This is a genomic window from Streptomyces sp. NPDC002935 (assembly GCF_040611295.1).
In the GTDB taxonomy this organism is placed as follows: Bacteria; Actinomycetota; Actinomycetes; order Streptomycetales; family Streptomycetaceae; genus Streptomyces.
This window is the reverse complement of record NZ_JBEXNW010000024.1, coordinates 1-12,443: the sequence shown is the minus strand read 5'-3', so window position 1 is coordinate 12,443 and position 12,443 is coordinate 1. Positions and strand designations below refer to the sequence as shown.

Below are 12,443 nucleotides of genomic sequence, written 5' to 3'. Positions count from 1 at the left end.
CGTCGCCCGGTCACCGTCACCGTCACCGTCACCGTCACCGTCACCGTCACCGGCGGCAGATCACCGACCACCGGTCTCCGGCCACCCGTCACTGGCTCACTGGTCCGGCAGCGTCAGCGTGCAGGACTCGCCCGGGGCCACCGAGACGGTGCGGTCCGGCAGTGCGATGTCGATCGGGGCCTCGTCCGAGACCGGCACGCTGACACTCAACCGACCTGGACTCAGGCGCAGTCGTACGCCTCGATGGCCCCGGTAGCGGATCGTGAAGCCGTACTCGGAGAGCTCCGGCAGCGGGACCGGGTGGAGCCGTAGCGCTCCGCCGCGGGTCTCGAGACCTGTCAGACCGCGCTGGACGAGATCGAGCGTGCCCGCCATCGCGCCCAGGTGGATGCCCTCCCCCGTGGTGCCGCCCTGCAGGTCGGCGATGTCGCCCAGCAGAGCTTCGTGGACGTACGTCCACGCCTCGGCACGCCGTGCCCGGGCCAGAACCCAGCCGTGCACCAGGCTGCTCAGCGTCGAGCCGTGGCTCGTACGGCTGAGGTAGTGGTCGACGGTGTGCCGCCACGTGGTGTCGTCGACCTCGTGCCCGAGCCGGCGGAACAGGGCACCGAGTTCGGCGGGCGAGAAGAGATAGGCGAGCATCAGCACGTCCGCCTGCTTCGACGCCTGGTAGCGGTTGACGCTGTCGCCCTCGGCCTCCAGGATCCGGTCGAGCCGCCGGATGTCGCCGTACCGTTCGCGGTAGCCCGCCCAGTCGAGCTCCGCGAGGTCGCCGTAGCCCTCGAACTGGCTGATGACGCCGGCGTGGAAGGGCACATGCAGTCCGCGCGACACATCGTCCCAGCGGTCGAGTTCCGCGGAGTCGAGGCCGGTCCGCTCGACGAGGTCCCGGCGGACCGGTCCGGGCAGCTCGCGCAGCGCTTCGAGGGTGCGGGCGAGCACCCAGGCGGCCGTGACGTTGGTGTACGCGTTGTCGTCGAGCCCGGGTCCGTCGGCGCCCGGATAGGCGTCGTGGTACTCGTCGGGTCCGACGACACCGCGGATGCGGTAGCGGCCGAGTGTGCGGTCGTACACGGCGGAGCCGGCCCAGAAGCGGGCGATCTGCACGAGCATCTCGATGCCCTTGGTGTGCAGGAACTCGGTGTCGCCGCTCGCCTCGCAGTACTGCCACACGTTGTACGCGATCGCCGATCCGACGTGGTGCTGGAGCCGTGAGTGGTCGGGCAGCCAGCGCCCGGAGCGCGGGTTGAGGTGCAGTCGCTGTGTCTCCTCCCGTCCGTCGCTGCCGCTCTGCCACGGGTACATCGCGCCGGTCCGGCCGGCGTCCTGGGCAGCCCGGCGAGCCCGCTCCAGACGGCGGTGGCGATAGGTGAGCAGGGCGCGGGAGACCTCGGGGAAATGGAGGTTCAGATACGGCAGCACGAACAGTTCGTCCCAGAAGACGTGCCCCCGGTAGGCCTCGCCGTGCAGCCCGCGGGCCGGGACCCCGACGTCCAGCTCTGCGGTGTGCGGGGAGAGTGTCTGGAGCACATGGAAGAGGTGCAGGCGCAGGATCGGTCCCGCGCTGTCCGGCACGTCCGGTTCGGCGTCGCGCCACAGCTGCTGCCATGCCGTGCGGTGGGTGTCCAGCAGCGTCTCGAAGTCCGCGGCCCGGCGGACCCGGTCGACGGCCGCGTCCAGCGGGTCCTTGATCGCCGGATCATGGGAGGTGTGCAGGGCGACCGTCTTGTCCACGGTCACCGTCCGGCCGTCGGCCAGCGTGATCCGGAGCGACTGGGCGGCGCGTCCCGGGGTGTGCGCGTCCGTGGTCCCGGCGGGCACGTCGGTGACGGTCCGGGCGGCCAGCCCGACGCGGATCTCCGAGGTGGTGGTGCGGCAGCTCAGCCAGACCGTGTCCGGTGCGCGGGTGCCGGTCCGGACGTCCGTGAGATGGCGGGAGGCGAGGGAGCTGTAGCGCTCGACTCCGCTGTTGGTGACCGTCCCGTCGATCGCCGACTCGATCTCGACGGGGCCGGACCAGCCCTCGGCCGTCACCTCCGTGCGCAGCAGGGCGAGGTGCGGATCGGCCATGTGGACCAGGCGCAGCTGCCGCACGGCGAGGCGCCTGCCGTCCTCGTCCTCGTAGCGCGCGGTGCGTTCCAGGGTGCCCGCGCGCAGGTCGAGGCGCAGCCGGTGGTCGAGCAGCCGGTGGGAGTCGGGGGTGAGCCAGGTCCCGGTGGCGGTCCGCAGCCGGAGCGGCAGCCAGTTGGGGAGGTTGACCATGTCCTCGTTCTCGACCCGGCGCCCGGCCACCTCCGAGGTGAGGCGGTCGTAACAGCCGGCCGCGTATGTGCCCGGGTAGTGGACCGAGTCGGCGGCGCACTCCGGTGCGGCGCCGCGGGTCGCGAAGTAGCCGTTGCCGAGGGTGCACAGCGACTCGCGCAGGCGTTCCTGTGCCGGGTCGTAGCCCTCGTACTCCCAGGTGCCGTCGCGCATGCCTCCATCCTCCGGTACGGGCGCCTCGCCGTCCCCCGTTGCACGTGTGGGGGACGGCGGGCCTCTCCCGTGTCTGTCAGCCGGTCCAGGTCCAGTCCGCGACCTCGGGGAGGTCGGTGCCGTACTCGCGGATCCAGGTGTGGTGGCGGGAGCGGGCGTCGGCCATCTTCTGGCGGAGGGCGGCGGCGCGGACGCCGAGGCCGGGGACGCGGTCGATGACGTCCATGACGAGGCGGTAGCGGTCCAGGTCGTTGCGGACGACCATGTCGAAGGGGGTCGTGGTGGTGCCCATCTCCTTGTAACCGCGCACATGGAGGTTCTGGTGGCCGGTGCGGCGGTAGGCCAGGCGGTGGATGAGCCAGGGGTAGCCGTGGTAGGCGAAGATCACCGGCTTGTCCGTGGTGAACAGCCCGTCGTACTCGAAGTCGCTCATCCCGTGCGGGTGTTCCTCGCGCGGCAGCAGCCGGGTCATGTCGACGACGTTGACGACCCGGACGGCGAGCTCGGGCAGATGGCGGCGCAGCAGGTCGGAGGCGGCCAGGATCTCCAGGGTGGGGACGTCGCCGGCGCAGGCGAGGACGACGTCGGGGTCACGGTCCGCTTCGGCCGTCCCCGCCCAGTCCCAGATGCCGGCGCCGCGGGCGCAGTGGGCGCGGGCCTGGTCCATGGACAGCCAGTCGAAGCAGGGCTGTTTGCCGGCGACGACGACGTTCACGTAGTCGCGGCTGCGCAGCACGTGGTCCGCCACGGACAGGAGGGTGTTGGCGTCCGGCGGGAGGTAGACGCGCACGACTTCGGGGCTCTTGTTGAGGACGTGGTCGACGAAGCCGGGGTCCTGGTGCGAGAAGCCGTTGTGGTCCTGGCGCCACACGTGCGAGGTGAGCAGGTAGTTGAGGGAGGCGATCGGGGCGCGCCAGGGCAGTTCCCGTGAGGTCTTCAGCCACTTGATGTGCTGGTTGACCATGGAGTCGACGATGTGCACGAACGCCTCGTAGCAGGAGAACAGACCGTGCCGGCCGGTGAGGGTGTAGCCCTCCAGCCAGCCCTGGCAGAGGTGTTCGGAGAGGATCTCCATGACGCGGCCGTGCCGGTCCAGGTGTTCGTCCACCGGCAGGGTCTGTGCCTGCCAGGCCTTGCCGCTGGCGCCGAAGACGGCGCTCAGCCGGTTGGAGGCGGTCTCGTCGGGGCCGACCAGCCGGAAGTCGCGGCGGTGCGAGGTCTCCCTCATGACGTGTTCGAGGAGGTCGCCCAGCACCCGGGTCGGCTCGTGCAGGGTGCCGCCCGGCTTGTCGACGGGGACGGCGAAGCGCTCCAGGGGCGGGAGCGGCAGATCGCGGACGAGGAGGCCGCCGTTGGCGTGCGGGGTGGCGCCGAGGCGCCGGGAGCCGTCGGGGACGCAGGCCAGCACGTCGGCCACCGGCCGTCCCTCGGCGTCGAAGAGCTCCTCGGGGCGGTAGGAGCGCATCCAGGTCTCCAACTGCCGCAGGTGCTCCGGGTTTTCGCGGACTCCGGCCAGGGGCACCTGGTGGGCGCGCCAGGTGCCTTCGACGGGCTCGCCGTCGACCTCCGCGGGGCCGGTCCAGCCCTTCGGGGTGCGCAGCACGATCATGGGCCAGCGTGCTCGTTCGGCCACGCCTTCCTCGCGGGCCGTGCGCTGGATGAGCGCGATCCGGTCCAGTGCCTGGTCGAACGCGGCGGCCATGGCGCGGTGCACCTGCGACGGGTCGTCGCCGGTCACGTGGATCGGGTCGTGGCCGTATCCGCGCAGCAGTTCGTCGAGTTCGGGCTCCGGGATCCGGGAGAGCACGGTCGGGTTGGCGATCTTGTAGCCGTTGAGGTGCAGGACGGGCAGGACGGCGCCGTCGTGGACCGGGTCGAGGAACTTGTTGGAGTGCCAGGACGCGGCGAGCGGTCCCGTCTCCGCCTCGCCGTCGCCGATGACACAGGTCACCAGGAGTTCCGGGTTGTCGAAGGCGGCTCCGTATGCGTGGGCGAGGGAGTAGCCGAGCTCGCCGCCCTCGTGGATGGAGCCGGGTGTCTCGGGCGCGACATGGCTTGGCACCCCGCCGGGGAAGGAGAACTGCCGGAACAGTTTCCCCATGCCCTCCGTGTCGCGGGACACGGAGGGGTACGTCTCGCTGTAGGTGCCCTCCAGCCAGGAGTTCGCCAGCACGGCCGGACCGCCGTGCCCGGGGCCCCATACGCACAGCGCGTCCAGGCCGCGCGCCTTGACGACGCGGTTGAGGTGGGTGTGGACCAGGTTGAGGCCGGGCGAGGTACCCCAGTGGCCGAGCAGCCGGGGTTTGATGTGCGCGGGGGTCAGGGACTCGGTGAGCAGGGGGTTGGCGAGCAGATAGATCTGGCCCACGGCAAGGTAATTGGCGGCCCGCCAGTGGGCGTCCAGCGTGCGCAGTTCCTCGTCGGTCAGTACGGTGCTGTCCTGGTGTTCGACCTTGGGCATGGTGACTCCGTAAGTCATCGGGGTACGTCGTCGAGGCAGGTCATCGGGACGTTTCACAGGAGGCGTCATCGGGCGGAGGAGGCGGCATGGCCGACGGGAAGACGGCGAAGGTGCCGCTCGCGGCGTACGAGCGGGAGCTGTTGCGTCTGCAGACGGAGCTGGTCAAGCTTCAGGAGTGGGTGCGGACCGACGGCGCCCGCGTGGTGGTGGTCTTCGAGGGCCGCGACGCCGCGGGCAAGGGCGGCACGATCAAGCGGGTGGCGGAACATCTGAACCCGCGCGTCGCGCGGATCGTGGCGCTGCCCAAGCCGACCGAGCGTGAGCGCACCCAGTGGTACTTCCAACGGTACGTGGAGCATCTGCCGGCCGCCGGGGAGATCGTGCTGTTCGACCGGAGCTGGTACAACCGCGCCGGGGTCGAGCACGTCATGGGCTTCTGCACGCAGGAGGAGCACCAGCTCTTCCTGCGGCAGTGCCCGATCTTCGAGCGGATGCTGGTGGAGGAGGGCGTGCTGCTGCGCAAGTACTGGTTCTCGGTGAGCGACGCCGAGCAGCAGAAGCGGTTCCGGCGCCGGCTGAAGGACCCGACGCGGCGCTGGAAGCTCTCCCCCATGGACCTGGAGTCGATCACCCGTTGGGAGGCGTACTCCCGGGCGAAGGACCAGATGCTGGTGCACACGGACATCTCGGAGGCGCCGTGGTTCGTGGTCGAGAGCGACGACAAGCGGCGCGCCCGGCTGAACATGATCGCCCACCTGCTCGCCTCCGTTCCCTACAGCGAGGTGCCGCCGCCGGTCCTGGAGCTGCCTGCCCGGCCGCCGTCGACCGGCTACGTCCGCCCGCCGCGCGATCTGCAGACGTACGTCCCCGATCACGCGGCGAGCCTCTGAGGCGCTCATGCCCGCTGGGGTACGACGGGGGCGAGCCGCTGAGGCGCTCATCCCCGTAGGGGTACGACGGCGACGGGGCAGGACGCGTGGTGCAGGGCGGCGTGGGCGACCCGGCCGAGTTGCATCCCGACGTGCCCCTGGCTGTCGTGCCGCCGGACCCCGACGACGAGCAGATCGGCCTCGGTGGAGGCGTCCAGCAGCACTTTGCGGGCGGTTCCCTCGACGGTGCGCCGGTGCACGTCCACGGCCGGACGGTCCGCCGCGGCACCGCTCAGCGCCTCGTCCAGGATCTCCACCGCCCGCTGTTCGTGCAGCCGTGCGGGTTCGCCCGTCATCAGCAGGTGCTCGGTCGTCTCGTGGGCGGGGGTCCGCCAGGCCCGTACGGCTTCCAGTGGCACCGCGCGTTCCGCCGCCTCCTGGAAGGCGAAGCGGGTGGCCGCATCGCCGTGCGAGGGATCCCCGACCCCGAGGACGACCCGCCGGTAGCGTCCTGCCCTGGCCTGATTGTCGTGGCTGCCGCGCAGCACGATCACGGGGCAGTGCGCGCGGGCGGCGACCGTGAGGCTCACCGACCCGAGGAGCCTCTCGGCGATGCCGCTGCGGCCCCGCGATCCGAGCACCAGCGCGGTGGCGCCGAAGCCCTCCGTCAGCAGCATGCTCACCGCGTCCTCGGGCAGCACCTCGGCGGTGACCTTCGCCGAGGTGTCGCGACGGTGGGCGCGCTGGGCGGCGGCCTCGACGATCCTGTCGGCCATGATCTGCTCCGAGGACCTGCCCAGACCTTCGGCGAGGGCGGCGCCTTCGTAGCGTTCCCAGAGCGAGGCGTACACCAGGCGCAGCGGCAGACCGCGCAGGGCGGCCTCGTCCGTGGCCCAGTCCACGGCGCGCATGGCGGCCTCGGACCCGTCGACGCCCACGACGAGGGGAAGATCCACGACGGTCAGCTCCCTTCGCCGAAGTCGAAGACGATCCGGGCCTGGATCCGGCCGTGCAGCACCTCGTCCATGGACTCGTTGACGGAGCTGAGGGGCCGGGACTCGCGGATGACCCTCGTCCGGCCCGCGGCGTGCAGGTCGAACACCTCGGCCAGGTCCTGCCGGGTACCGACGATGGAGCCGATCACGGAGGTGCCGTTCAGCACGGTCTCGAAGATCGGGACCGGGATGGTGCCGTGCGCCGGCATCGCGACCATGACGAGCTTTCCGCCGCGCCGCAGCCCGGTGTAGACCGCGGAGAAGGCGGCCTCGTTCACCGCGAGCGCAAGCGCGGCGTGCGCTCCGCCGTGGCGTTTGAGGACCTCGCCGGGGTCCTCCTTGCGGGCGTCGATCACGATGTCGGCGCCGAGTTCCGCGGCGAGTTCGAGTTTGTCGTCGGTGACGTCGACGGCCGCCACGGTCGCGCCGGCGATCTTCGCGTACTGCACGGCCAGGTGGCCGAGTCCGCCCACCCCGGAGATGGCGACCAGCTGACTGGGCCTGACGTCGGCGACTTTCAGGGCCTTGTACGTGGTGACGCCGGCGCAGGTGAGCGGGGCCGCGTCGAGCGGGGAGATCCCCTCGGGCACCGGCTGGGCGAAGTCGGCCCGGGCGAGCATCTTCTCGGCGTAGCCGCCGTCGCACCCGTAGCCGGTGTTGATCTGCTGCTCGCACAGCGTCTCCCAGCCGGAGAGGCAGTGCTCGCAGCGTCCGCAGGCGCTTCCCAGCCAGGGCACCGCGACCCGCTGTCCCGTCGCGAGATGGGTGACGCCGTCGCCCAGCGCCTCGACCAGGCCGACGCCCTCGTGCCCGGGGACGAACGGCGGGCTCGGCTTGACCGGCCAGTCGCCGTTGGCGGCGTGGATGTCGGTGTGGCACAGCCCGGAGGCCTCCACCCGGATGCGGACCTGGCCGGGGCCCGGCTCGGGGTCGGGGCGCTCCTCGATGACGAGGGGCTCACCGAACGCTCGTACGACTGCTGCCTTCATCGGGATGTCTCTCCTTGCGCGATCGGGCCTCGATCACCACGCGGCCGGGGGCGGCCCGTGGTGTTCAGGGGTGCGGGACGACGGCGATGGGGGCGGTGGAGTGGTGGAGCACCGCGTGGGTGACGGGCCCGATGTGGGCGCCGAGCGCGGCGCGGCGGGTGCGACGGCCCACGACGACGAGCGAGGCCTCCCGGGAGGCGTCCACGAGGTGGTTGGCGGCCTTTCCGGACAGGGAGTCCTCGATGATCTCCACAGCCGGGTACTTCTCGCGCCAGGGCCGTAGTGCGTCCGTCACGGCGGCGGCGTCCTGCGCGGCGAGACGGGCGTTCAGCGCCAGGTCGGGGGGCATTCCGTACGCGATGTAGGGCGGCTCGTTCCACGCGTGGACGACCCGCAGCGCCGTGGCGCGCAGGAGTGCCGCCTCGAAGGCGAAGCCGATCAGCGTGTCGTCGGGGCCGCTGGTGTCGAGCCCGAGCACGACAGGCTTGAAGGGTGTCGCGGCGGACGGGATGCCCGACGGATCCATCAGATGTTCCTCCGCGGCCTGCTCACCGGCGCGTACGAACACGACGGGACGCTCGGCGTGCGCCGCGACGGCCAAGCCGACCGAGCCGACCATGAAACCGCCCACTCCGCTGAGTCCACGGGTGCCGAGGACCAGGAGTTCGGCGTCGTCCGCGGCCTTGAGCAGCACCTCGGCGGGCCGGCCGGTGAGCTGCTCCGCGGTGACGTCGATTCCGGGGTGGCGTGCCCGTATCCCTTCGGCCGCTTCGCGCGGGATCTTCTCGCTCCAGTGCTGGCGGGTCTCCGCGCCGAGCAACGGCGCCTGGGCGATGGGGTCCGGGACCGGTTCCGCCACGTTGACCAGCCGGACCGGCAGTGTGCGCAGCCGCGCCTCGCGGGCGGCCCATTCGGCGGCGGCGAGGCTCTCGGACGAACCGTCGAGACCTACGGTGACAGTGCGGGGCATGGTGTCCACCTCCTGATCGGGGGCCGGATTCCATCGTCGGGTCGAAACGGCTGCGTGGGGCAGGGGCCGCAGGTCCCCGATGGGGGCCGTTCGGCCCAAGGCGGCCCTCGCACGGGGAGGCGCGACCCCGACGGGTCTGTCCGGCGGCTCGCCGAGCACGTCGGTGCGCCCGTTCGTCGACCACCACCTCGTCCACGCCGCCGTCCTGATCGTCCGAGCCGGGCGGGCGGCCCTTCGGCGACCCGCGTCAGCCCCGTCATCACCGTGCCCGCAACCGCGGAGATTCGCAGCGCGATACCGCCGATCAGGGCGAGTCCCGCATCACGACGCCCCGCGCCGTGACACGAGCCCGGCGCTCGCCGGCCACAGCTGGATGCATATGCCAACCTTTCACGGGCTCCCCCGCTTTCCGGGCCCGTGTCACTACTTTCCGCGACCGATCCGGTTCAGAGCGTGGTCGACGTGCTCGCCGCGCCGAGCGTGTCCGCGAGCCGCCCCAGGAGCGACCGCAGCAGTTCGTCGTCCCCCTCGCTCAGCACCGGCCACCCCGCGCGGACCTCGCGGTCCAACCGACGCCAGTACGTCCGGCCGCGCGGGGTGAGGTGGGCGAGGATCCGGCGCCGGTCGTGCGGGTCGACGCGGCGGTAGAGCAGGTTCTGGTCCACGAGGTGGTCGACCAGCTTGGTGAGCGTGGCCGGCGGGAGGAAGACGGCCTCGGCGATCGCGGTCATGGAGTGGCCCTCCCCGTCGGAGAGGAGCGCGAGCACCCGCCAGGCGTCGAGGGAGCAGCCGTCCTCGTCCAGGACGGACTGGAGCCTCCGCGCCGCCAGTCGCTCGGCCCGCGTCAGCAACTGCATCAAGTCCTGGGGCTGACGCGGCGATGGGGTCGGCATCCTGCTCCTCGCTCCCGGGGGGTGTACATGCTACGAGACGGATTGGAGTTCACCGGCGGGACCCGGAATCATGACGCCATGTTCCGGCCCGCTTCGCCTGTGCCCGACTGGTTCACGGCAGACGACTCCGTGTTCGGCGTGGCCCTCGTCCTTCCCCTGCAGGGATCGGCGGGCATCTTCGGGCCCACCTGCGAACTGTGCGCGCGCCTGGCGGCGGAGGAGGTCAACCGCGCGGGCGGTGTGCTCGGCAGGGAGTTGCGGCTGCTGCCTGTGGACGGGGGTGGCACACCGCGCGAAGTCGCCGACCACGTCGAGGCGTTGGTGGACCTGGGGGCCGTGCAGGGGGTCACGGGCTGGCACATCTCCTCGGTGCGCCAGGCCCTCGCGCCGAGAATCGCGCATCGGGTTCCCTACGTCTACACCGCCCTGTACGAAGGCGGCGAGCACACCGCCGGGGTGTTCCTCACGAGCGAGACACCGCGCGACCAACTCCGTCCGGCGATGGGCCTGCTGGCGCACGAACGCGGGCTGCGCCGCTGGTTCGTGGTGGGCAACGACTATGTGTGGCCGCGCCGTACGGCCCGGGCCGCGCACGCCTATGCGCGCGAGTCCGGCGGCAGCGTCCAGGGGGAGGTGTATCTGCCGCTGGGCACCCATGACTTCGGGGCGGTCCTGCGCCGGATCGAGCGCACGGACGCGGACGCCGTCATCATGCTGCTGGTCGGCAGCGACGCGGTGCGCTTCAACCGGGCGTTCGCCGCGTCCGGCCTCGACACCCGCTGCCTCCGGCTGAGCACGCTGATGGACGAGAACATGCTGATGGCCAGCGGGCCTTCGGCCACGGCGGACCTCTACAGCACAGCCGGCTTCTTCGCCTCCCTCGCCAACCAGGACACCCTCGACTTCCACGGCCAGTACGCCGGGCGGTTCGGCGTCGAGGCGCCGGCCCTCGGCAGCCTCGGCGAATCCTGTTACGAGGGGGTGCTGTTGCTGGCCGCGCTGATCCGACGCGCCAAGGCCATCGACGTGTCCGCGATCGGGGCGGCCGCGGAGACCGTGTCGTACGAGGGGCCGCGCGGGCTGCTCCATCTGCGCGGCGGCCATGTGCGCCAACGCATCTACCTGGCACGGGCGGAGGGGCTGGACTTCGACGTGGTCGCCGAGCTCGACCTCGACGAACCCCGCTCTTGACAGCGGCTCTCCCGCGCCAAGATACTTCCCGCAGGAAGTAATCAGAATGCCTTGGGCGTGTCATGAATTCGGATGCCGAATTCCGCCCCGGGCATTTTTGGTTTCCCGGACGTTCCGCCGTGAATCCTTCATGAGAGCGGGAAGATACGGCCGGGAAAGTACCGCGAAACACCTTGGAAACAGCACGACTTGAGGCTGTGGACCGCACTTCAGGAGGTCGTCTCCTCCACAGCCCGAGGGGGTTCTATTGTCCAGTGGTTCCCGAATTCTCCGACGCCGGATCGCAGCCGGTGCCGCCGCGCTCGCGACCGTCGTCGCACTCGCCGCGTGCGGCGCCAAGACCGACGCGGGCGGTACGTCCGACAAAGCCGCGAAGGCGGACGTGAGCGGCGACACCGTCAAGGTGGGCCTGCTCAACTCGCTGTCGGGCACGATGGCGATCAGCGAGGTGACCGTACGCGACTCGCTCAAGCTGGCCATCGACGAGATCAACGCCTCGGGCGGAGTGCTCGGCAAGCAGATCAAGCCGATCAGCGAGGACGGCGCCTCCGACTGGCCGACGTTCGCCGAGAAGGCGAGCAAGCTGATCAGGGAGGACCGGGTCGCGGCCACCTTCGGCTGCTGGACCTCCGCGAGCCGCAAGGCGGTCAAGCCGGTCTTCGAGAAGAACAAGTCGCTGCTCTTCTACCCCGTGCAGTACGAGGGGCTGGAGCAGTCCCCGTACATCTTCTACACCGGCGCCACCACCAACCAGCAGATCGTCCCGGGCCTCGACTACCTCAAGTCCCAGGGCAAGAAGCGGATCTACCTGGTCGGCAGCGACTACGTCTTCCCGCGCACCGCCAACAAGGAGATCAAGGCGTACGCGAAGGCCAACGGCATGACCGTGCTCGGCGAGGACTACGCGCCGCTCGGCTCCACGGAGTTCAGCACGATCGCCAACAAGGTGAAGGCGTCGAAGGCGGACGCGGTCTTCAACACCCTCAACGGCGACTCGAACGTGGCCTTCTTCAAGGAGTACAAGTCCGCCGGGCTCACCGCCAAGGGCATGCCGGTGGTCTCGGTGTCGATCGCCGAGGAGGAGGTCAAGTCGATCGGGGCGCAGTACCTGGCGGGCCAGTTGACGGCCTGGAACTACTACCAGACCACGGCGGGGGCCGCGAACACCAAGTTCGTGAAGGCCTACAAGGCCAAGTACGGCCAGGACAAGCCGACCAGTGACCCGATGGAGGCCGCGTACACCTCCGTCTACCTGTGGAAGGCGATGGTCGAGAAGGCCAAGTCGTTCGACCCGGAGAAGGTCAAGGCGGCCTCCGACGGCATCACCTTCGACGCCCCCGAGGGCAAGGTCACGGTCGACGGGGCCACGCAGCACATCTACAAGACCGCCCGCATCGGCAGGATCGGCTCCGACGGGCTGATCAAGCAGGTCTGGGACTCCGGCAAGCCGATCAAGCCCGACCCGTACCTCAAGGGTTACGACTGGGCCTCCGGCCTCTCCTGACCACCGTCGCGGGGGGGGGGGGGGGCCCCCCCCCCCCCCCCCCCCCCCCCCCGCCCCCCCCCCCCCCCGGGGCCCCCCCCCGGCGGGTACCCCCGG

9 protein-coding genes are annotated in these 12,443 nt (G+C 71.0%); 3 read left to right on the top strand and 6 right to left on the bottom strand.

Translation table 11 applies throughout. The features are described from left to right. Window positions 1-96: 96 nt before the first annotated feature. Together ABZX90_RS28465 and ABZX90_RS28460 are read right to left on the bottom strand one after the other, a co-directional pair. Window positions 97-2,475, bottom strand: coding sequence for a glycosyl hydrolase family 65 protein (locus ABZX90_RS28465; protein WP_351123064.1), 2,379 nt, complete (start codon window positions 2,473-2,475; stop codon window positions 97-99). Between the two features lie 76 nt (window positions 2,476-2,551). Further along, the gene (locus tag ABZX90_RS28460; RefSeq protein WP_351123061.1) at window positions 2,552-4,936 is read right to left on the bottom strand and encodes a phosphoketolase family protein; all 2,385 of its coding nucleotides are present in this window, start codon (window positions 4,934-4,936) and stop codon (window positions 2,552-2,554) included. Between the two features lie 86 nt (window positions 4,937-5,022). Here ABZX90_RS28460 and ppk2 point away from each other — a divergent pair, with 86 nt between their 5' ends. Further along, window positions 5,023-5,826, top strand: coding sequence for a polyphosphate kinase 2 (gene ppk2, locus ABZX90_RS28455; RefSeq protein ID WP_351123058.1), 804 nt, complete (start codon window positions 5,023-5,025; stop codon window positions 5,824-5,826). Between the two features lie 47 nt (window positions 5,827-5,873). Here the strand turns inward: ppk2 and ABZX90_RS28450 are convergent, their stop codons facing one another. The 4 genes from ABZX90_RS28450 to ABZX90_RS28435 all read right to left on the bottom strand — a co-directional run bounded on the left by ABZX90_RS28450 (window position 5,874) and on the right by ABZX90_RS28435 (window position 9,652). Next, window positions 5,874-6,770: a universal stress protein gene (locus ABZX90_RS28450; protein WP_351123352.1), complete on the bottom strand. Its 897-nt coding sequence runs from the start codon at window positions 6,768-6,770 to the stop codon at window positions 5,874-5,876. Then, window positions 6,767-7,789, bottom strand: a complete 1,023-nt coding sequence (locus ABZX90_RS28445; protein ID WP_351123056.1) for a zinc-dependent alcohol dehydrogenase — start codon at window positions 7,787-7,789, stop codon at window positions 6,767-6,769. The genes ABZX90_RS28450 and ABZX90_RS28445 overlap by 4 nt, the downstream gene beginning before the upstream one ends. Window positions 7,790-7,853: 64 nt before the next feature. After that, complete coding sequence (locus ABZX90_RS28440; protein WP_351123054.1) at window positions 7,854-8,759, bottom strand: universal stress protein; 906 nt, start codon at window positions 8,757-8,759, stop codon at window positions 7,854-7,856. A gap of 446 nt (window positions 8,760-9,205) precedes the next feature. After that, a complete protein-coding gene (locus ABZX90_RS28435) occupies window positions 9,206-9,652 on the bottom strand; it encodes a MarR family transcriptional regulator (protein ID WP_355209400.1) in 447 nt (148 codons plus the stop codon). A 78-nt stretch (window positions 9,653-9,730) separates the two neighbouring features. Here ABZX90_RS28435 and ABZX90_RS28430 point away from each other — a divergent pair, with 78 nt between their 5' ends. Both ABZX90_RS28430 and urtA read left to right on the top strand, forming a co-directional pair. Beyond that, window positions 9,731-10,843, top strand: coding sequence for a substrate-binding domain-containing protein (locus ABZX90_RS28430; RefSeq protein ID WP_355209397.1), 1,113 nt, complete (start codon window positions 9,731-9,733; stop codon window positions 10,841-10,843). Window positions 10,844-11,090: 247 nt separating this feature from the next. Then, window positions 11,091-12,347 carry an urea ABC transporter substrate-binding protein gene (gene urtA / locus ABZX90_RS28425; RefSeq protein WP_351123046.1) on the top strand — a complete coding sequence of 419 codons (1,257 nt, stop codon included), beginning with the start codon at window positions 11,091-11,093 and terminating at the stop codon, window positions 12,345-12,347. Window positions 12,348-12,443 lie beyond the last annotated feature (96 nt).